This window comes from Streptomyces sp. NPDC001513 (assembly GCF_042894695.1).
In the GTDB taxonomy this organism is placed as follows: Bacteria; Actinomycetota; Actinomycetes; order Streptomycetales; family Streptomycetaceae; genus Streptomyces.
In genome coordinates, this window is the sequence record NZ_JBIAVU010000004.1 from 198,018 (window position 1) to 218,075 (window position 20,058).

General features: G+C 72.9%; 18 protein-coding genes and 1 pseudogene. 12 read left to right on the forward strand and 7 right to left on the reverse strand.

Going from position 1 to position 20,058, the window contains the following annotated elements; all coding sequences use genetic code 11:
- Window positions 1-109 precede the first annotated feature (109 nt).
- The 4 genes and pseudogenes from dhbC to ACFYZ4_RS10130 form a co-directional block, all read left to right on the forward strand.
- Complete coding sequence (gene dhbC, locus ACFYZ4_RS10115; protein ID WP_390783545.1) at window positions 110-1,315, forward strand: isochorismate synthase DhbC; 1,206 nt, start codon at window positions 110-112, stop codon at window positions 1,313-1,315.
- Window positions 1,312-3,009: a (2,3-dihydroxybenzoyl)adenylate synthase gene (locus ACFYZ4_RS10120; RefSeq protein WP_390783546.1), complete on the forward strand. Its 1,698-nt coding sequence runs from the start codon at window positions 1,312-1,314 to the stop codon at window positions 3,007-3,009. The genes dhbC and ACFYZ4_RS10120 overlap by 4 nt, the downstream gene beginning before the upstream one ends.
- Before the next feature lie 12 nt (window positions 3,010-3,021).
- A complete protein-coding gene (locus ACFYZ4_RS10125) occupies window positions 3,022-3,654 on the forward strand; it encodes an isochorismatase family protein (RefSeq protein WP_384346479.1) in 633 nt (210 codons plus the stop codon).
- A gap of 4 nt (window positions 3,655-3,658) precedes the next feature.
- Window positions 3,659-3,988 (forward strand): annotated as a pseudogene (locus ACFYZ4_RS10130) (DoxX family protein); the annotation flags it as partial.
- On the opposite strand, the gene ACFYZ4_RS10135 reads toward ACFYZ4_RS10130, so the two are convergent.
- Window positions 3,985-4,758, reverse strand: a complete 774-nt coding sequence (locus ACFYZ4_RS10135) for an AraC family transcriptional regulator (protein ID WP_351298358.1) — start codon at window positions 4,756-4,758, stop codon at window positions 3,985-3,987. The pseudogene ACFYZ4_RS10130 and the gene ACFYZ4_RS10135 overlap by 4 nt on opposite strands.
- A gap of 136 nt (window positions 4,759-4,894) precedes the next feature.
- Here ACFYZ4_RS10135 and ACFYZ4_RS10140 point away from each other — a divergent pair, with 136 nt between their 5' ends.
- The 5 genes from ACFYZ4_RS10140 (at window position 4,895) to ACFYZ4_RS10160 (ending at window position 11,004) form a co-directional block, all read left to right on the forward strand.
- Window positions 4,895-5,944 carry a FecCD family ABC transporter permease gene (locus ACFYZ4_RS10140; RefSeq protein WP_384346473.1) on the forward strand — a complete coding sequence of 350 codons (1,050 nt, stop codon included), beginning with the start codon at window positions 4,895-4,897 and terminating at the stop codon, window positions 5,942-5,944.
- Window positions 5,945-5,949: 5 nt separating this feature from the next.
- Window positions 5,950-7,101 carry a FecCD family ABC transporter permease gene (locus ACFYZ4_RS10145; protein WP_390783547.1) on the forward strand — a complete coding sequence of 384 codons (1,152 nt, stop codon included), beginning with the start codon at window positions 5,950-5,952 and terminating at the stop codon, window positions 7,099-7,101.
- Window positions 7,098-7,925: an ABC transporter ATP-binding protein gene (locus tag ACFYZ4_RS10150; RefSeq protein WP_390783548.1), complete on the forward strand. Its 828-nt coding sequence runs from the start codon at window positions 7,098-7,100 to the stop codon at window positions 7,923-7,925. Before ACFYZ4_RS10145 ends, ACFYZ4_RS10150 begins: the two co-directional genes overlap by 4 nt.
- Window positions 7,926-7,946: 21 nt before the next feature.
- The gene (locus tag ACFYZ4_RS10155) at window positions 7,947-8,981 is read left to right on the forward strand and encodes an ABC transporter substrate-binding protein (RefSeq protein WP_390783549.1); all 1,035 of its coding nucleotides are present in this window, start codon (window positions 7,947-7,949) and stop codon (window positions 8,979-8,981) included.
- A gap of 178 nt (window positions 8,982-9,159) precedes the next feature.
- Window positions 9,160-11,004: an SIP domain-containing protein gene (locus ACFYZ4_RS10160; RefSeq protein ID WP_390783550.1), complete on the forward strand. Its 1,845-nt coding sequence runs from the start codon at window positions 9,160-9,162 to the stop codon at window positions 11,002-11,004.
- A 33-nt stretch (window positions 11,005-11,037) separates the two neighbouring features.
- On the opposite strand, the gene ACFYZ4_RS10165 is transcribed toward ACFYZ4_RS10160, so the two are convergent.
- Window positions 11,038-11,469: a GNAT family N-acetyltransferase gene (locus tag ACFYZ4_RS10165; protein ID WP_351582881.1), complete on the reverse strand. Its 432-nt coding sequence runs from the start codon at window positions 11,467-11,469 to the stop codon at window positions 11,038-11,040.
- 125 nt (window positions 11,470-11,594) lie between these two features.
- Between ACFYZ4_RS10165 and ACFYZ4_RS10170 the strand changes: the two genes are divergently transcribed.
- Window positions 11,595-12,281, forward strand: coding sequence for a GNAT family N-acetyltransferase (locus ACFYZ4_RS10170; protein WP_390783551.1), 687 nt, complete (start codon window positions 11,595-11,597; stop codon window positions 12,279-12,281).
- Between the two features lie 4 nt (window positions 12,282-12,285).
- On the opposite strand, the gene ACFYZ4_RS10175 is transcribed toward ACFYZ4_RS10170, so the two are convergent.
- Complete coding sequence (locus ACFYZ4_RS10175) at window positions 12,286-12,912, reverse strand: glyoxalase (RefSeq protein ID WP_390783552.1); 627 nt, start codon at window positions 12,910-12,912, stop codon at window positions 12,286-12,288.
- 58 nt (window positions 12,913-12,970) lie between these two features.
- Window positions 12,971-13,246, reverse strand: a complete 276-nt coding sequence (locus ACFYZ4_RS10180; protein WP_351298333.1) for an isoamylase early set domain-containing protein — start codon at window positions 13,244-13,246, stop codon at window positions 12,971-12,973.
- Between the two features lie 249 nt (window positions 13,247-13,495).
- Between ACFYZ4_RS10180 and ACFYZ4_RS10185 the strand changes: the two genes are divergently transcribed.
- Entirely contained in the window at window positions 13,496-14,335 is an 840-nt protein-coding gene (locus tag ACFYZ4_RS10185) for a class II glutamine amidotransferase (RefSeq protein WP_351298330.1), read from the forward strand.
- A gap of 84 nt (window positions 14,336-14,419) precedes the next feature.
- On the opposite strand, the gene ACFYZ4_RS10190 is transcribed toward ACFYZ4_RS10185, so the two are convergent.
- The 3 genes from ACFYZ4_RS10190 to ACFYZ4_RS10200 all read right to left on the reverse strand — a co-directional run bounded on the left by ACFYZ4_RS10190 (window position 14,420) and on the right by ACFYZ4_RS10200 (window position 18,053).
- Window positions 14,420-14,887, reverse strand: a complete 468-nt coding sequence (locus ACFYZ4_RS10190; protein ID WP_351592300.1) for a hypothetical protein — start codon at window positions 14,885-14,887, stop codon at window positions 14,420-14,422.
- A 159-nt stretch (window positions 14,888-15,046) separates the two neighbouring features.
- Window positions 15,047-15,244, reverse strand: a complete 198-nt coding sequence (locus ACFYZ4_RS10195) for a hypothetical protein (RefSeq protein ID WP_351300711.1) — start codon at window positions 15,242-15,244, stop codon at window positions 15,047-15,049.
- 184 nt (window positions 15,245-15,428) lie between these two features.
- Window positions 15,429-18,053, reverse strand: a complete 2,625-nt coding sequence (locus ACFYZ4_RS10200; RefSeq protein WP_390783553.1) for a LuxR C-terminal-related transcriptional regulator — start codon at window positions 18,051-18,053, stop codon at window positions 15,429-15,431.
- A 561-nt stretch (window positions 18,054-18,614) separates the two neighbouring features.
- Between ACFYZ4_RS10200 and ACFYZ4_RS10205 the strand changes: the two genes are divergently transcribed.
- Window positions 18,615-19,880 (forward strand): tetratricopeptide repeat protein, encoded by a 1,266-nt coding sequence (locus ACFYZ4_RS10205; protein WP_390783554.1) that lies wholly within the window; start codon window positions 18,615-18,617, stop codon window positions 19,878-19,880.
- Window positions 19,881-20,058 lie beyond the last annotated feature (178 nt).

The following is a 20,058-nucleotide window of genomic DNA, read 5'->3' on the forward strand; positions in this document are numbered from 1 at the left end:
CCCCCGTCCACCCCTCACTCCGTACGCGCGCCACGCGCCACCCGCAGCCGGAACCGTCCGGCCGCCCCCGCCTGCCCGCCCCTGCCCCCACCCCTGAAGAGGAGTCACCGTGCCGACGGTCCACCAAGTCGCCACGCCCCCCGCACCGGCCGATCCGGTGCACCCCTCCGTAGGCGCCGCCACCGTCCTGCTCGACGCCTACCGGACCGGAGGGCGCTTCCTCGCGACTCCCACCCGGACGCTGCTCGCCCAGGGCATCCGCCAGGAGGTCGCGCACGGCGCCGAACCGCTCCCCGAGCGCGTCGCCAAGGCCCTGGCCGAGGCCCGGCGGGCCGGGCACCCCTGGCCGATGGTGATCGGCGCGATCCCCTTCGCCCCGGACGCCCGCGCGGCCCTCGTCGTCCCGGAGTCGCTGCGCAGCGGGCCCCCGCTCGCCTCGGACCCGCTGGTCGCCCTTCCCTCGGCCGGTCCCGCGCCGGCCGACTGGGCCATCGCCTCCGTCCCCGAACCCGATGTCTACGCCAAGGGCGTGGCCTCGGCCGTGGACCGGATGTGGAAGGGCGAGTTCAGCAAGGTCGTGCTGGCCCGGACGCTGGAACTGGCCTCCGACAGACCGCTGGACATCCCCGCCATGCTCCAGCGGCTCGCCCGCCGGGACCCCTCCGGCTACACCTTCGCGCTCCCCACCGGGCCCGGCCGCAACCTGATCGGCGCCAGCCCCGAGCTGCTGCTCTCCCGCCGGGGCGACCGGCTCATATCCAACCCGCTGGCCGGCTCGACCCCGCGCAGCGCGGACCTCGCCGAGGACGTCCGCCGGGCCGCCGCCCTGCTCCAGTCCGCCAAGGACCAGCACGAACACGCCGTCGTCGTCGACGCGGTGCACCAGGCGATGGCCCCGTACTGCACCTCCCTCGACGTCCCGCAGCGCCCCACACTGCTCCGTACGGCCACCATGTGGCACCTGTCCACCACCGTGAGCGGAGTGCTCGCACGGCCCGACGTCTCGGCCCTGGAGATCGCCTCCAGCCTGCATCCGACCCCGGCCGTCTGCGGCAGCCCCACCGACGTGGCCCGCCGGGTGATCGGCGAGACCGAGCCCTTCGACCGCGGCTTCTTCACCGGCATGATCGGCTGGGAGGACGCCACCGGCGACGGCGAGTGGGTCGTCACCATCCGCTGCGCCGAGGCCGAGGAGAACCGGCTGCGCCTGTTCGCCGGGGCGGGGATCGTCTCCGCGTCCGAGCCCGACGCCGAGACCGCGGAGACCGCCGCCAAGTTCCGTACCTTCCTCGAGGCCGTCGGAGCCCGGCTGTGACCGGCTCCGGGCCCGCCTGGCAGCCCTGGCCGGCCGAGTTCGCCGAGCGCTACCGGGCGGCCGGCTGGTGGAAGGGCGAGACCTTCGGCTCCGTGCTGCGGGAACGGGCCGCGGCCCATCCCGACCGGATCGCCCTCGTGGACCCGGCGGGCGGCGCCGACGGCGGCCGCCGCACCTGGACCTACGCCGAACTCGACGCGCGGGCCGACCGGATGGCCGCGGGCTTCGCCGCCCGCGGCATCGGCCCCGGCGACAAGGTCGTCGTCCAGCTCCCGAACACGGCCGAGTTCTTCGAGGTCGTCTTCGCGCTGTTCCGGATCGGCGCCCTGCCCGTCTTCGCCCTCCCGGCGCACCGCCGCACGGAGATCTCCTACTTCTGCTCCTTCACCGGGGCGGCCGCCTACGTGATCCCCGCGGTGCACGGCGGCTTCGACTACCGCGGGCTCGCCGCCGAGGTCCGCGCCGAAGTCCCCGGACTGCGCGAGGTGTTCGTGGCGGACGCCGACCCGGGCGCGTTCACGGCGCTGGCCGACGTGCCGGTGGACGTGCCCGCCGGAGGTCTCGGTGACGGGCCCGCCCCGCACGACCTCGCCTTCCTCCAGCTCTCCGGCGGCAGTACGGGCGTGCCGAAGCTGATCCCGCGCACCCACGACGACTACATCTACTCGCTGTGGGGCTCGAACGAGATCTGCGGCGTGGACGCGGACTCGATCTATCTGGTGGCCCTGCCCGCCGCCCACAACTTCCCGCTGTCGTCGCCCGGTTCGCTCGGCATCCTGTACGCGGGCGGCCGCGTGGTGCTGAGTCCGCAGCCGGTGCCCGACGTCGCCTTCCCACTGATCGAGGCCGAGGGCGTGACGATCACCGGTCTCGTGCCACCACTGGCCCTGCTGTGGACCGACGCCGCCGCGCACACCGACCGGGACCTGAGCAGCCTGGACGTCCTGCTGGTGGGCGGCGCGAAGTTCAGCGAGGAGGCCGCCCGCCGGGTCCGGCCGGGGCTGGGCTGCACGCTGCAGCAGGTGTTCGGGATGGCGGAGGGGCTGGTCAACTACACCCGCCTCGACGATCCCGAGGAGACCGTCGTCACGACGCAGGGCCGGCCGATCTCCCCGGACGACGAGATCCGCATCGTCGACGACGAGGACCGCGCGGTGTCCGAAGGCGAGCCGGGTCACCTGCTGACCCGCGGCCCCTACACCATCCGCGGGTACTGGAACGCGCCCGAGCACAACGCCCGTTCGTTCACGGCGGACGGCTTCTACCGCACCGGGGACATCGTCCGGATGACGCCCACCGGGCACCTGGTGGTCGAGGGACGCGTCAAGGACCAGATCAACCGGGGCGGCGAGAAGATCGCCGCGGAGGAGGTGGAGAACCACATCCTGGCGCATCCGGCCGTCCACGACGCCAATGTGGTCGGCGAACCGGACCCCTACCTCGGCGAGCGCACCTGCGCCTACGTGATCCTGCGCGAGGGTGCCGAGGCACCGCGCCCCGCCGAGGTCAAGAAGTTCGTACGGGAACGCGGCCTGGCCGCGTTCAAGGTGCCCGACCGGGTGGAGTTCGTCGCCGCCTTCCCGAAGACCGGCGTCGGCAAGGTCTCGAAACGGGACCTGCGCACGGCGGCCGTCGGGCCGCTCCCCCGGCCCGCCGCACCCGCCGCCGTCCCCGCCCCTCCCCACCAGCACTGAACGGAAGAACCCATGGCCCTGCCCGCCATCGCCGCCTACCCGCTGCCGACCGCCGACGAGCTGCCGGCCAACCGCGTCGACTGGACCGTGGACCCGGACCGTGCGGTCCTGCTCGTCCACGATCTGCAGAACTACTTCCTGTCGGCCTTCGACACGGACGCACAGCCCGTCACGGGCATGCTCCAGCAGGTCGCCCGCCTGAAGAAGGAGGCGGGCCGGGCCGGCGTACCGGTCCTCTACACCGCGCAGCCCGGCGGCCAGACCCCGGCCGAGCGCGGCCTCCAGCAGGACTTCTGGGGGGCGGGCCTGCCCGCCGACCCGGAGGCCGCCGCGATCCCCGCGTCCGTGGCCCCGGGCCCGGGCGACACGGTGCTCACCAAGTGGAAGTACAGCGCCTTCGTACGGACCGACCTCGCCGAGCGGCTGCGCGCCATGGGCCGGGACCAGCTCGTGATCACCGGCGTGTACGCGCACATCGGCGTGCTGATGACGGCGTGCGACGCCTGGATGCAGGACATCCGGGCCTTCGTGGTCGCGGACGCCGTGGCCGACTTCTCCGCCCGTGAGCACCGGATGGCCCTGGAGTGGGCGGCCGGCCGCTGCGCGGTGGTCACCACGGCCGACCGGGTGTGCGCCCAGCTCTGAGACCGGCGGCGGCACGGTCGCCGCCGGGACCTGGCCGGGCTGGTACGCGGCCGTGATCCAGCTGGTCGGCGGCGCCATGGTGCTGCTCGGCGCGGGCACCCGCAGCGCGGCCTTCGTCGTCTCCGGCTCGATGGCGTACGCCTACTTCATGGCCCACCAGCCCGACGCGCTGTGGCCGATCCAGAACGGCGGGGAGTCCTCCGCGATGTTCTGCTGGGCCTTCCTGCTGCTCGTCTTCACGGGCCCGGGCTCGTTCGCCCTGGACGCCCAGCTGGCCGCCCGCGGGCCGGCGAGCACGGAAGCCGAGCAGCAACCGCAGCCGGCCGCCGCCTAGGCGGAGCGGTCCACCGAGTTCTTCACGTAGGCGCCCGGCGTCTGCCCGAAGTGGCGGCGGAAGGCCAGGATGTAGCCGTTGGTGCTGACGAACCCCACCCGGGCGGCGACGGCGCTGACCAACTGGCCCTGTTCCAGCAGGCTCAGCGAGTGGTTGAGCCGGAGCCGGGTGCGCCATTCGGAGAAGGCCATCCCCGTTTCGGCGCGGAAGGCCCGGCGCAGGCTGGTCGAACTCGTGTAGAGGTTCTCCGCCCACTCCGTCGCGGTGCGCGGGTCGCTCGGGGTCCGGGCGAGCTCCCGTGCCACGGCGCCCGCGGTGTGGCTGGTGGGCTGGGGCAGCGGCAGGCAGTTGCGGTGCCCGGCGGACAGCGCGGCGAAGACCTCCGGGTCGTCGGCCTCGGCCACGGTGCTGCGCATCCGGCCGAGGACCAGCCGGCGCTGGGCGTCGGTGATGTTGATCGTCGTGACGTCCTGGTACGGGAGCTCGAACAGGTCCGCGTCGAAGGACTCGACGGCGATGACGGAGTCCGCTCCGAACCGCGCGCTGTGCGCGATGCCGGCCGGGATCCACAGGGCCAGCGAGGCGGACAGTTCGTGGTCCCGGCCCAGAGCGGTGACCACGATCCGGCCGACCGGCACGTGCAGGAACTGGTGGAACTCGTGCACGTGCAGGGGGTGTCCGCCCTCGGCGATGAAATCGTCGTCGATCTCGAGCACGGAGTCCGCGCGGGTCTCCTCCTCGCGCACACTGCGCAGTCCCGTCAAGGCCACAACATCCTCCCCGTGCCGCAGAGGCCGTGATTGGCCTCTGAATGTGAGCGGTTCGCCTCCGGCATTGGACCGGACCCCGCTTTGGTAAGGCTAGCCTAACTTCGAGCTTGAACAGGTGAGGAGCATCCCAACCCCCATGAAGCAAACGGCTTCGCCGGCGACACCACCGGCCCCACCACCGCCGAGGCCCCGGTCCTCGCGCGCAGCGGTGGTCGTGGTGCTCGCCGGCCTGATCCTGGCCGCCGTGACCATCGCGAGCATCGGCCTCGGCGCCCGTGACATCTCACCGCTCGAAGTGGTCCGGATCGTGCTGCACCCGGGCGCGGAGGGCTACAACAGCGATGTCCTGTGGACGGAGCGGATACCCCGCACCTTCCTCGGCCTCGCCGTCGGTGCCTCACTGGGCGCCTCCGGGCTGATCATGCAGGCGCTGACGATGAACCCGCTGTCCGAACCGGGCGTCCTGGGCGTGCAACAGGGCGCTGCGATGTTCGTCGTCCTCGGCATCCTCTTCCTCGACGTGTCCGGCGTGCAGGGCTACTTCTGGATGGCACTGACCGGTTCGGCGGTGACCGCCGTCCTCGTCTACCTGATCGGTACCCGCACCAACGCGGGCAGCAGCACCATCGGCCTCGTCCTCGCGGGCGTCGCCGTCGCCGCGGTGATGTCCTCGCTCATCACCCTGCTCGTGGTGCGCGACGAGGCCGTCTACGCCCACCTGCGCTTCTGGTCGGTGGGCCAGCTCACCGGCCGGGGCCAGTTCCTGGGCCAGATCGTCCCGTTCGCGATCGTGGGGCTGCTGCTGGCGCTGCCGCTGGGCCGCACCCTCAACCTGCTGAGCCTCGGCGACGAGACCGCCCGCGGCCTCGGCATCCGGGTGGAGCGGGCCCGGCTGGCGAGCGCGGCCGTGGCGGTGCTGTTGTGCGCCGCCGCCACCGCCGCCGTGGGACCCGTCGCCTTCGTCGGGCTGGTCGCCGCGCACTGCGCCCGGATGCTCGTGGGCGCGGACCACCGCTGGTCCCTTCCCTTCTCCATGGTCTGCGGAGCCGTCCTGCTCGTCGGCGCCGACACCGCGGGCCGGCTGGTGATCGACCACGGCGAGATCCAGGTGTCGGTGATGACCGCCCTCGTCGGCACACCCTTCTTCGTGTGGCTCGCGCGCCGCCGCGACCTGGTCCGGATGTGAGTGGCATGGCGAGAACACACCAGGAACGGACGCCCGGGGAGCGGAGCCGCGTCGAGCAGGTTTCCGGCACCCCGCCCCTCCCGCCGCCCCGGGCCGGGTCGGGCGATGCCGCCGCCGAGCTGAGGGCCGCCACGGTGCTGCGGCTGCGCCGCGCCCACCGGGCCAAGGGCCGCCGGGCCATCACCGTCGCCTGCGTGCTCGTCGTGGCCCTGCTCGGTCTGGTCGTCGCCTCGGTGCTGCTCGGCGGAGTGAAGCGGATCCCGGCCGGCGACATCCTGCCCGCGGCCTTCGGCCTGCGCACCGGCCTCGCCGACTACGTGATCTTCCGCATCCGGATGCCGCGCGCCCTGGCGGCGCTGCTCTCCGGAGCCCTCTTCGGCCTCTCCGGGGCCCTGTACCAGCGGCTCGTCCGCAACCCGCTGGCCACCCCGGACATGATCGGCATCTCGGCCGGGGCGGGAGCGGGTGCCACCACGGTGCTGCTGTTCGCCCCGGCGGTCCCCTTCGGGGTTCCCGTGGCCGCCCTCGGCGGGGCCTTCCTCCTCGTGACGACGGTGCTCGCGCTGAGCCGCCGGGGCGGGCGCGTGGACACGTACCGCCTGGTCCTCGTCGGCATCGGACTGGGTTCCGTGTGCACCGCCTACGTGAACTACCTGTTCACGGTGGCCGGCCAGCACGGCATCGCCCAGGTGATGCGGTGGCTGGTCGGCAGCGTCAACGACGTCACGTGGGAAGGGGTGTCCACGCTGGCGGGGGCGCTCGTCGTGTGCGGGATCTGCACGGCGCTGCTGTCCCGCTCCCTCGGCAGCATGGCCCTCGGCGACCAGCTCGCCCAGGGCCTCGGGACCCGGGTGGCCGCCGCCCGGACCGCGACCCTGCTGCTCGGGGCCGGGGCGGCCGCGCTGGCCACCAGCGTGACGGGCCCGATCGGTTTCGTCTCGCTGATCAGCGGCCCGATCGCGGTCCGGCTGGTGGGCGCGGACCGGTCCGTCGCCCTGGCCGTCCCGATCGGCGCCGTCATCGTCCTCGGCGCCGATGTCCTCGCCCAGCACGCCCCCTTGATCAGCCCGGTCCCGACGGGTGTCCTCACGGCGCTGCTCGGCGCCCCCTACTTCGTCTGGCTGATCCTCCGGCGCAGGCAAGGAGCCACCGCATGAGCGCACGACCCGTACTCGCCGCCCCGGACGCCGGCTTCCGGCTCGAAGCCCGCGGCATCAGTGCCGGCTACGACCGCAAACCGATCATCGAGGAGCTGTCCCTCGGGATCGAACCGGGCCGGATCACGGTGCTGGTCGGCCCGAACGCCTGCGGCAAGTCGACCCTGTTGAAGTCGGTGGCCCGGCTGCTGCCCGTCGCGGCCGGCTCGGTCCTCCTCGAGGGCCGGGAGATCCACGCCCTGTCCACCCGCGAGGTGGCCCGGCGCCTCGGCATCCTGCCGCAGTCGCCGATCGCCCCGGAGTCCATCACCGTCGGCGACCTCGTGTGGCGCGGCCGTCATCCGCACCGCCGGTTCGGACAGCGGCGCACCGCTGCCGACGACGAGGTCATCGCGGACGCCCTGACGGCGACCGGCACGGCCGAGCTGATCGACCGCCCGGTCGACCAGCTCTCCGGCGGCCAGCGCCAGCGCGTGTGGATCGCCCTCGCGCTCGCCCAGGACACTCCGACGCTGCTCCTGGACGAGCCCACCACCTACTTGGACATCGCCCACCAGATCGAGGTCATGGACCTCCTCGCCGACCTCAACGAGGAGGCCGGCAAGACGATCGTGCTGGTGTCCCACGACCTCAACCAGGCAGCCCTGTACGCCTCGACCATCGTCGCCATGCGCGACGGCCGGATCGTGCGTCAGGGCACCCCCGAAGAGGTGCTCACCGAGCAGACCGTGGCCGAGGTCTTCGGCCTGGACTGCCTCGTCGTCCCCCATCCCCGATCGCAGCGGCCCCAGATCTTCCCGCTGGGCCGTCGTACCCCCGCATAGGAGCCCACCACCATGTCCGTGATGAACAGAACGAGCCGCCGCCCGGCCCGTGTCCTCGCCGCCGTCGCCGCGGCCGTCACCTGCCTCGGCCTGCTCACCGCCTGCGGCGAGGACTCGGCCTCGAAGGACAAGCCCGCCGCCGGAACCGACGCCTCCGCCGGCTTCCCCGTCTCGCTCACCAACGCGTGGGGCAAGACGGAGGTCAAGAAGAAGCCGGTCAAGGTCGCGACGGTCTCCGACGGTGACACCGCCATCGCCCTGGCCCTCGGCATCGTCCCGGTGATCACCCCGGACGTCGAGGACGGCGCCAAGATCCCCGAGTACAAGCAGCGGGCCATCGACAAGCTGGGCGCCGGCAAGCTGAAGACGTACGACGACACCGACGGAACCGCCTACGAGGCCATCGCCGCCGAGGCCCCCGACGTCATCCTGGGCATGAACACCTGGGAGATGGACGCCGACTACGCCAAGCTGCAGCCGATCGCACCGGTGGTCACCTTCACCGACAAGGCCCACGCCGACACCCTCACCTGGCAGGACCGGCTGAAGACCGCCGCGAAGGCCCTCGGCCTGAGCGCCAAGGCGGACGAGGTGATCGCGGCGAACGAGAAGGCCACGGCCGACGCCGCCGCCGCGCACCCCGAGTTCAAGGGCAAGACGTACACCTACACGGTCGTCCACCCCGAGCAGATCAGCTTCATGTCCTACGCCGCCCAGGACCCGGGCGTCTTCGAGAAGCTCGGCTTCACCAAGACCGACAAGGCGAAGAACTACGCGCCGGACAAGAACGCCGTGAGCCTGGAGAACCTCGACCAGCTCGACGCCGACGTCCTCCTCGTCACCTACCCCTTCGGCGACCGGGGCGTGATCAGCGCGACCGAGCTGGAGTCCAACAAGCTGTTCCAGTCGCTGAACGCGGTGAAGACCAAGCACTTCACGGTGATCCCCTCGGACAACTCGCTGTCCTCGGCCATCGCCTACCCGGACCCGCTGAGCGCCGCGTGGGTGGTCGAACAGCTCACTCCGCTCCTCGCGAAGGCCGCCGCCGGGCAGTGACGTCCCCCGTCACCCGGTGTGCCGGACGGGCCCGTCTCCCTTGGGAGGCGGGCCCGTCCGCGTCCCGGTTGCGCGCGGGGTGTCAGTGCCGTGGCCCGTGGGTTGGATACGGGGCGCGCGGCGCGCCGTAGCGTGGCAGCAACCCGGATGTACCGGACGGATGTGAAGGAGCAGTCGGATGTCCCCCCGTAGTCCCCGCTCGGTCGTCACCTTCCCCATCGTGCTCAGGGAGCTGACGGTGTTGCGCGTCTCGGACGTCACGCCCGGGATGCGGCGGGTGACGCTCGGCGGACCCCAGCTGCACGCCTTCGAGCACGCCGGTCTGTCCCTCCCGCCGCTGCGCACCGAGGGTTTCGACGACCACGTGAAGTTCTTCTTCGCCGAGGAGGGCCGGGAGCCGGTGCTGCCCCGGCAGAACGTGAGCAGCCTGGACTGGCCCGCGGACGGCCGTCCGATCTCCAAGGACTACACGCCGGTGCGGTTCGACCCGGTGGCCGGGGAGATCGACTTCGACTTCGTCCGGCACGACGGCGGGATCGCCTCGTCCTGGGCGCAGCAGGCGGCTCCGGGACAGGTGACGTGGATCGCCGGGCCGAAGATGTCGCACGGCCACCCCGAGGGCGCGGACTGGCTGTTGGTCCTGGGCGACGAGACGGCGCTGCCGGCGATCGGCCGGTGGCTGGCGGAGATGCCGGCGGGGATCCGGGCCCGGGTGTTCGTCGAGGTCGGCGAGGACAGCCACCGCCAGGAGCTGCCGACGAAGGCCGACGCCGAGGTCACCTGGCTGGTGCGGAACGGTGTGCCGGCCGGCCGCAGCGATCTGCTGGAGCGCGCGGTGCGGGACATGGAGTGGCCGGCGGGCACGGTCTTCGTCTGGGCGGCCGGCGAGGCCGTCACCCTCAAGGGCATCCGGCGTCATCTGACGGTGGACCGCGGTGTCCCGCGCGAGCAGACGCACATCACCGGCTACTGGCGGCGGGCGGAGGTCGCGCCCGGCCTCGCCGAGCCCGCCGACCCGGACGTGCTGGAGGGCGAGGACGCGCACGGGCGGCTGCACGAACTGACCGACCTGGCCCCCGGGCTGGCGATCCGCGTGGCCGTCACGCTGGGTCTGGTCGACCTCGTCTACCAGGGCGTACGGGAGTCCGCCGAGCTGGCCCGGCGCACCGGGACCGAGCCGCGCACGCTGGGCGCGCTGCTGAAGTACCTCGTGGAGATCGAGGTGTTCGAGGTCGGCGAGGACGGGTACCGGCTCACCGCGGTGGGCGAGGAACTGGTCGAGGACGACCACTCGTTGGAGGAGTACGACCTGCGCGGCGCCCAGGCCGCCTTCGACCTGTCGCTGGCGGGCCTCGCCGAGCGGCTGCGTTCGGGCGGGAACGGCTGCCGGACGGCGTCCGGCGAGACGCTGGCCGAGGCGCTGCGCACCGATGTGCGGCTGGGCGGTTCGGCCCGTACCGCGATCGAGGACGAGGCCCGCTGGGTCGCCCCCGGGGTGGTCGGCGCCTTCGACTGGGCGGCGGTGGACGTCCTCGGCGCGTCGGGCAACGGCGCCGGTACGGTCGTCAACGCGCTCGTCAAGGAGTTCCCCGGGCTGCGGGTGCGGCTCGCCGCCCTGCCGTCGGTGCTGGAGGTCCTCGGCGAGCAGATCCTCGACCCGGAGGCGCTGCCCAGGGTGGAGCTCGTACCGCAGACCCATCCGGTGCCCTCCGGTGCCCGGACGCTGCTGCTGTGCCGGCTGCTGGAGTGGCTGCCGGACGAGGACGCGGTCTTGACCCTCACCGAGGCCGCGGCGGCGCTGCCGGACGACGGGGCCCTGGTGCTGGTCGAGCAGGTGGAGGCGGCCGACCCGGACGACATCGACGCGGTCCTGCACCACCTGCGGCTCACCGCGGCGTTCGGCTCCGGGCTGCGCTCGGCGGCGGACGTGGCCGCCCTGGCGGAGCGCGCCGGCCTCGGGGTCGGCGCCTGCCGTGACATCGGCTGGGACCACCGGCTGTGGGTCCTCACCCCGTCCGCCTGACCCGTACCGCGTGCGTGCGACGGGGGCGCGGGCTCACTGCTCGCCGAGCACCATCCACTTGCCCGGCTCTCCGAGCGGTTCGAATCCCACCTCGGCGTAGACCCCGTGGGCGTCCGCGGTGGCCAGCAGGATGCGGCGCAGTCCGTGCGGGGCGAGGTGGTCCCTGACGGCAGCGACCAGGGCGGTGCCGAGGCCCTTGCCGCGTACGCCGGGCTCGATGTAGACGTCGCAGAGCCAGGCGAAGGTGGCCTGGTCGGTGACCACGCGGGCGTAGCCGACCTGCGCACCGGACGCGCTGTCGTAGAGGCCGAAGTTCAGGGAGCAGGCGATGGCCAGGTCCTGCTTCTCGCGGGGCCGGCCGAGGGCCCAGTACGCGTCCTGCGACAGCCACCGGTGTATCAGCGCGTGGTCGAGGCGCTCGGGGGCGGTGGAGATCTCATAACCGGGCGGAAGGGCACTGTTCATGCCCGCATCCAAGCAGTCGGGCCGTCCGCAGGCCAACGAATACCCGCACGTCGGAGGGTGATCCCTGCGGCGTGTCCGCCGGTGGACGGCGGGGGCGGCCCGGTCCCGCTGCCTACCGTGACCCCATGAACGCACGCACAGCGCCGCCTTCCTCCGGTTACGGGATCCGGTGTGCGCGGCCGGCCGAAGCGCGCGCCGTGGCCGCGCTGCTGGCCCGCGCCTTCGCCGACGACCCGGTCATGGCGTGGATGGTCCCCGGGCCCGCCGGCCGGGAGCGCAGGATCGCCGCCTTCTTCGGGCTGGCCCAGCGGCAGCAGCGGCCGCGGGCGGGCGGGGTCCGGCTGGCCGCGACCGGCGGCGGCCGGCTGCTGGCCGCCGCGCTCTGGTCGGGGCCCGGCCGCTGGAAGGCCTCCGGGCTGCAGGAGCTGGCGGCCGTGCCGCATTACGCGCGCGTGTTCGGCGCCCGGGGGCTGTCCCGGGCCGCGGGCGTACAGAACGCCCTGCACGAGGCCCACCCGGACGCGCCGCACTGGTACCTGTCGACCCTGGGAACCGACCCCGCGATGCAGGGAGCGGGGGTCGGCTCGACCCTGTTGCGGGAGCAGCTGGCCCACTGCGACCGGCTGGGGCAGTGCGCCTACCTGGAGTCGAGCAAGGCCTCGAACGTCCCCTTCTACGAGCGGTTCGGCTTCCGCGTCACGCGCGAGCTCCGGCTGCCGGACGGCGGGCCGACCCTCTGGACGATGTGGCGCGAGCCCGTCCCCGGAACCGGAACCGTGACCGGCGGGCCCGACCGCCACCCGCGGCGGTGAGGGGTCAGGCGGTGGGCGCCGGGGCCGCGACGGTCTCCCAGGCGTAGCCGTCCGGGTCGGTGAAGGGCCCGGCGCCGCTGCCGAGGACGAGACGGTGCGATCCGGTGCCGTCGGCGGGGACGCCGACGTCCTTGGCGAGGGCGCGGCGCCCGTACAGGGCCAGGTTGACGGGGCCCGGCCCGGCGGCGAACTCGACGTACTTGCTGCCGAAGCTCTTGCCCACCACGAGACCCTGGTCGACGTAGAACTGCCTGGTCGCGGTCACGTCCGTGGCTCCCAGCAGGAGAACGAGCTGCTCGATCTCCCGGGTGGCCGGGCCGGAGTCCTTCTTCGCCGAGCTCGCGACCTTCAGGATCGTCCCGTCCGGGGCCCGTACGACGCCTGCGTAGCCCCAGAACGACTTGGAGGCGGGCTTCAGCGTCGTCGCGCCGGCGTCGACGGCGGCGTCGAGGAAGGCCCTGACGTCGGCCGGCTGGGCCACCGTGAGCGCCAGCGCGAAACCGCGGAAGCCGCTCGTGGGCGCCTCCGAGGCACGCAGGCGCACCTGCGTGCCCAGACCGAAGGCGGTGTAGAAGCGGTCGGCGGCGGTGAGGTCGGCCACCTCGAGGGTGACGGATGCGAGAGAAGTCATACCCGTCACGCTAGGCGCCGCTCCCCCGCCGGTGCTTCTCGATTCCTGACCGATCCGGTCAGGTGTGCAGGCGGCTGTTGCAGCCCTCCTGGTCTCCGGCGCTCTCGTCGTTGAACCAGTAGTCACCGGCCGCGAGGTACCGGAAGCAGTGCGTGCTCTCGTTGGGCAGCTCGACGGTGACGGCGCGCTTGCCGTCCTTGCGCGGCCGCAGGGTGTGGATCCCGGGCTGCCAGTCGTTGAAGTCGCCCACCACACTCACCGTCCCGGCCGGACTGTCCGCGGGGAGGACGAACGTCACCTGGGTACGGTCCTTGCGCAGCTTGCGCTCCAGCATCGGGGGCTCCTAACGGCACGCGGGTCGGATCCCACCATCCTGGGCACTGGAGGCGCCGCGCGCATGCCGACGCCGCCGCCGGCCCCCCGGCATCACCCTTACGCCACCATCCGTAGCCGGAAGCACGCGGAACGCTCCTGCCGTGTCCGCGCCCGCCCCGGTTCGTCTTCGGGCCTCCCGGGCGGTTCGTCGGCGCGAACCGCGACACCTGCGGGATTAGGCTCGGAGGAGCCGAGAAGGAGATGTGGCATGTGTCGCTGGCTCGCGTACCTGGGTTCGCCGATGCTCCTCGATGCCGTGCTCTACCGGCCGGAGCACTCGCTGATCAACCAGAGCCTCCGCTCGCGGGAGGGCGTCGAATCGACCAACGGGGACGGTTTCGGCATCGGCTGGTACAGCGGGAACGACGACGGCACGCCGGCGGTGTTCCGCGACATCGGACCCGCGTGGAACAACCGCAACCTGCGCGAGCTCGCCGCCCATGTGCGGTCCAGCCTGTTCTTCGCCCACGTCCGCGCCTCGACGGGCTCGGCGATCCAGCAGACCAACTGCCACCCGTTCCGTCACGGTCGCTGGCTGTGGATGCACAACGGGGCGGTCACGGACTTCCACCGGCTGCAGCGCGACCTCTGCATGGCGGTCGACCCCGCGCTGTTCCCGTCCATCGAGGGCTCCACGGACTCCGAGGTGATGTTCTACCTCGCGGTCACCTTCGGCCTCGACCAGGACGTGCCGGGCGCCGTGGCCCGAATGGCGGGTCTCGTCGAGGATCTCGGAAAGCAGCACGGGGTGCCGAATCCGCTGCAGATGACGATCGCGGTGAGTGACGGCGAGCGGGTCTGGGCGTTCAGGTATTCGAGCCAGGGCTGCTCCCGGTCGCTGTACTACAGCAGCCGGGCCGACACCGTACGACACCTCTATCCGGAACTGGACTACCTCCGCGAGGTCTCCGACGAGACGCGGATCGTGGTCTCGGAACCCCTGGGCGACCTGCCCGGCATCTGGAACGAGCTGCCGGAGGCCAGCTATTCGGTGCTCCCCTCCGACCGGCACACGGACTACTTCCCGTTCGAGCCGAAGTCCCCGTGACCGTGGGCCACGACGGACCGGCGCGCCCCCGCGGACCCTGCGGATCAGGGTCGCCGGGGCGCGCCGGGGCGGGGTGTCCGTGCGTCACTCGGTGGCGGGCACGTGCGTCCAACTCGTGCACAGGGCCCAGATGATGAACACGTCGATCGCGATGATGATGACGGACCACCAGGGCTGGTACGGCAGCCACATGAAGTTGGCGAGCACGCTGAGGCTGGCGAGTGCGATGCCCACGCCCCTGGCGATGTTCGAGCCGGCGATCAGGCCCACTCCGGTGAGCACGGCGATGATGCCGATGACGAGATGGATCCAGCCCCATGCCGTCAGGTCGAACTCGAAGACGTAGTTGCCGATGCGCGAGTAGACGTCGTCCTTGGAGATGGCCGCGATGCCCTGGAAGATCGCGAGGCATCCGGTCACGATGAGGAGCACCGCGGCGAACAGCGTGCCCATGCTCCCCGCACCGTCGTTTTGGCTGCCGGGGAACAGTGGCGCGTTGCCCGGCGCGGGGCCGGTGTTCCAGTTCCCCCCGGTCGGTGTCGGCTGACCCATGGAATTCACCTCACAGATGGCGGTACGGCGCCGGACCGTCCTGCTCCGGCAAGGCCGGGTCACAGGCATCGGCACCCACATCGCAGTGTCGTCCGGTGCGGAGTGCCTGTGATCACCCGAAGCGGGTGGTCTTGGCTCCTCCGTGGGGCGCCCGCGCTGTCAGGCGGGCAGCTGGCGCATTTCGAGCACCCGCAGGCCCAGGGACTGGAAGCGCGTGAGCAGCCCGTACAGGTGGGCCTCGTCGGTCACGCTGCCGTGCAGGAGCGTCTGCTCCCGGACGGGGATCCGGTCGAGCTCGGGGAAGTTCGCGGCGAGGGTGTCCGGCACGACGCCCGAGATGCGGAATTCGTAGCGCATGAGAGCACTCACTCCTCTGGGGACGGGACAGGACGCGGGCGGGGGGCCGGGGCCGGGGGCCGGAACCGGCGCTCTGCCCGCTCCCGGCCTGCGCGTCTCTCCTCATCGTCGGCCCTCGCCCGGTGGCTCGGCATCGCCCGGTACGGGCGAGAAGGCCGGGCCCACCCCCGACCGCCGGACCGGCTCACAGCATCCCGAGGTCCTGCGCCCGGTGGACGGCCTCGCTGCGCCGGGCGACGGAGAGCTTGCGGTAGATGCTCTTCAGGTGGGTCTTCACCGTGTTCGGCGACAGGTACAGCGCGGCCGCGATCTCCTCGGTCGACAGCAGCTCGGCAGCCTTCCGCAGCACCTCGGTCTCGCGCCCGCTCAGCGGATCCACGACGGGTGGCTGCTGCCCGCCGGTCGTCGACGCCGGCGTACGCACCGGGGTGCGGGCGGACAGCCAGCCGTGCAGCCGTGCCAGTTGCGGGTCCCGGCTCAGGATCCGGCGCACCCAGGGGCCGCTCTCCGTGAACATCCGGCGCAGTTCCTCCGGCCGGGCGAGGCCCAGCGCCTCCCCCAGCCGCCGGCGGGCCTCCTCGGGGTCGCCGTCGGCCGCTGCGATCTGCGCCTGGAGCAGGCGCGCGCGTGCCCGTACGGGGGTGGGGGCGCCGTCGTCGTCCGGCAGGCCCGCCAGCGCCTGCGCCGCGTCCTCGCCGCGGCCCGCCGCCAGCAGGGCGCGGGCCCTGGCCACGAGGTGCGCCGGGCGCTCGCCGTCCCCGGCATCCACCGCGTCCAGGACCCGCAGGGCCGCGGCGGCGTCCCCGCGTACCAGGTGGGCGGCCGACTCGGCCGCGGCCAGCTCGGCCACCGCCCAGGCGTGCGGCGGTACCGGAGCCCCGGCCGTCCGCAGCGCGCGGAGGGCGGCGAGCGCGGCCTCCCCGTCGCCCTCGGCCGCGGCGATCCCGGCGCGGATGACGGCGGCCGCCACCGCGGCCACGGGCTCCGGACGGGTCCCCGCCTCCGCGGTCGCCAGGTCGAGGTGGCACCGGGCGGCGGCCAGGTCGTCCTGCTCCACGGCGACGCCCGCGAGGGCGAGGTGGCCGACACCGGTCCGGCGCCCGGCCGGCAGTGCGTACTGCTCGGCCACGGCGAGCGAGGCGCGGGCATGCGCGGTGGCCTGCCGCAGCCGGCCGCGCATCAGCTCGGTCAGGGCCAGTGAGCCGAGCGCGTCGCAGAGCGGGTACTCCGTACCGGGCTCCCCGCACGCGTCGACGGCGGACGTGAGGGCCAAGGCGGCGCGGTCGAGGTGTCCGGCGCCGAGCTCGGCCGCGCCGAGGGCGGCCGGCACCAGGGCGCGGATCTCGGGGCGCGCGGCGAGCAGGTGCGGCGCCGGCTCGGGGAGCAGCCTGCCGAATTCGGCTGCCGCCCGTCGGGTGGCCGTCGGGTCGTCCGCCAGTCGCCCTGCGAGTACGCCGAGGAAGGCGCGGCCGAGCCGCGCCGCCGGGCCGGAGTCGGGGCCCAGGTGCGTGTCCGCCCGCCGCAGCCCCGCCTCGCATCCGGTGAGGTCCCGTTCGGCCAGCCGGCGGGCCGCGCCGACCAGGGCGGGCGCCGCACCCGCCTGGTCGGCCGGCATGCCGGCGAACGCCCTGCCCAGCCGATCGGCGTCCAGGCCGGTGAGGAGCCGGCCGAGCGCCAGGTTGTCGACCAGGTGCGCCGCCGCGAACGGCCAGTCACCGGCCGCCGCACCCTGGAGGACCGCCTCCGTGAGCCGGCCCGTCCGGGCCAGCCAGCGCGCCGCCCGCCCGTGCAACCGGGGTTCGAGGCCGGGACAGCGCTGCCGGAGGTGCGCGCGCAGGACCTCGGCGAACAGCGGGTGCAGCCGATACCAGGCCGATGCGTCGATCCGTTCGAGGAAGGCGTTGTCGCGGGCCAGTCCGGCGAGGGTCCGGGCGGCGTCGTCACGGCCGGTCAGCTCGTCCGCGAGGTCCGGGTGGACGCGGTCCGTGACGCAGACCCGCAGCAGCAGGTCCTGCGTCGGCGGCGGCTGGGCGTCGAGCACTTCCTTGAGGAGGTAGTCGGCGATGATCGTGCGGTCGGCGGCGAACTGGCGGAGGAACGTTTCGGGGTCGGCGCTGTGCTGCATCGCCAGGGCACACAGCCGTACCCCGGCCGCCCACCCCTCGGTCCGCTCCACCAGCAGCCGGATCCCCTCCTGCGAGACCTCCAGCCGGTGCTCGGCCAGCAGTGCCTCGGCATCCTCGTGGGTGAACCTCAGGTCCGCCTGGCGGATCTCGGTGATCTCACCGGCCGTCCGGTAGCGGTGCAGCGGCAGGAGCGAGTCCGTGCGGCTGGTGAGCACGATGCGCAGGCCCCCGCCCGCGTGCCGGAGCACGAAGTCCAGTCCCTCCGTCATCGCCGCGGGCGGCTGGGCCGTGTCGAACTGGTCGAGCACGAGCACCGCGGGCTGCGCCGACGCGGCGAGCCCCTCCGCCAGACGGACCAGGAACGACCGGGTCACTCCTTCGGCCCGCGTGGGCCGGCCCACCCCGGCCGGCAGTGTCACCCCGCCCCGGCGGAGGGCCTCCAGGACGTACGCCCAGAGGGCGCCGGGGGCGTCGCCCGGCTCGACGGTCAGCCATACGGGGGGACGCGGCGCGAGCCCGCCGGCCGCCGCCCAGTGGGCGGCGAGCACCGTCTTGCCCGAACCGGCCGGACCGTTGACGAGGGTGAGCGGCCCCCGCACCCCGGCGCTCATGCGCTTGAGCAGCTCGGGCCGGTGCACGAGGAGCCGCGGTACGGCCGGTACGGCGAAGCGCGCCGTGAGCATGGGGTCCCCGGACGGCGGACGCACGGGTGAATCGCGCCCTGCGGGTTCTGCGGGGTTCTCTGGGGCGCGCTCTGGGGCGTTCTCTGCGGCGTTCTCCATGCGGTCACCGGTGTCAGGTCGGCTCGGGTCTGCGGGGGGGCGCTCCCCACTCAAACCGTGATCACTGGTGATCACCAGTCGTGTCACCCGATCCGGGTGAGTCCCGGGAATCCCGTTCGGCGCAGGCTGCGGCCACGTTCACCCCGACTCGGCCGGGGACAGGGCAGCCTGAGGAGAGAGGTCCGCCCGGGAGCCCTTCGCACGTCGACCGGGCGGCCCTCCTCCGACGCCCGTCTGCGGTACGACGGCCCGGTGAAACCGTCCTCGACGCGTCCGACGGGCTACGGGAGCAGGGGGTCGAGGTCGTCCGCGTCCTCGGAGAGTTCGGGCGCATGGGAGCGTTCGCACAGCTCAACGCCGGTACGGCTCACTGTGGCGATTGCGGTACTCACCAAGTTGCTTTCCGCACGGGGCTCCTGGATGCGCTGGTCGTGTCGGCGGCGCACGTTAGGGTGCGCGACCATGGAAAGATCCGACCTCGACCACCGCCATCGCACGTACGACGGATGGATACCGCCCACCGTCGCCGCACTCCTTCACGAGTACGGCCACCACGACGTCCTGCGCCACGCGGCGACCAACGGTGACTGGTTCTGTGCCCGTCGGCTCGCCGAGGCCGCTGCCGAGTCCGGCCCTGACGGGCGGACGGCGGCGCTGCTATTGCTCCAGCCGTTCGCGGCCACCGGCTGGTGGCCTGCCGTCGACACGGTTGCCGGGCTGCTCGCCGAGTGGGAGCGGCACGACGAGGCCATCGTGTTGCTGCGTCCGCTCGCCGACACAGGGCACCGGTACGCCCTGCGCGGCCTGGCACGGCTGCTGGCTCGACAGGACCGCTTCGACCAGGTCGTCGCCCTGCTCGGCCCGCGGGCTGCAGATCTCCTACTCGCCGAGGAACTGGTGGAGCTCGCCGCGGGCCACGGCCGTGACGCCGAGATTGCTGCAGTACTCCCCGATCTCGGGACCGGCCCGACGGACCCGTTCGAGTCCTGGAGCTCGGATGCCGTGGACACTGTCCCTCTGCATGCCAGGTTCCTGGAACTCCAAGGCCGAATCGACGAGGCAATCCACCTGCTGGGCAGGCACGTTTGTGTCGATGGTCTCGTGTACGCAGACCACGCCGAGCAGCTTGCCCGTCTCCTGGGCCGCCACGGACGTGAGGCCGAGCTGCGCGCGTTCCCGGCCGACGGCGGCGAGGAGTACGCCTTGGCCGCCCTGGTCCAGTTGCTGGAAGAGCAGGACCGGATTTCTGAAGCGGTTGACCTGCTCAGGCAACCCGCCGATACCGGGAATCCCCATGCGGCCTTCGGCCTCGCCGAGCTGCTTGCCCGTCATGGCCACCACGACGAAGCGGTCGACGTGCTGCGCACGGTCGCGGAGACGGCCGGCGGCGACAGCGACTGGATCATTCACCTGCTCTGCCGCATCCTGGTCGATTCCGGGCGGGCCGACGACGCCCTCACCTATATCGGCGACTACTTCACTCGCCACGGTGGAAACCGCCAGGAGCAGGCGCTCATGAGGGCCGAGGTGATGAGGTTGAGCGGCCGCGCCGTGGACGCCGAAGCGGAGCTGGCCGAGTTCACCAGATCCGACGAGGAGCTCCTTCGCTCCGGAACGGTGGAAGGTGCCATCGCCCTCGCTGAACGCCTGGTACGGCGCGGCCAGCCGCACCGAGCCGTCGTTCACCTCCGCGATCGCCTGGACGGGCCGAAGGTGGTACGCGGGTAGCTCCTGCGATGACCGACTTCCCCATGGAGTGCCCGCGGTTCCCTCCCTTTTCTGGGGTTGTCAAGAGAACGTGCAGGTCAGCGCGAGTTCGGCCGTTCCGGCAAGTGAGTCACGCAGCGCGGTCTGATCGGTGGTCCGGTCGGGTGCGAACGGTCGGCGGAGCCTGCGGGTTGCGGGC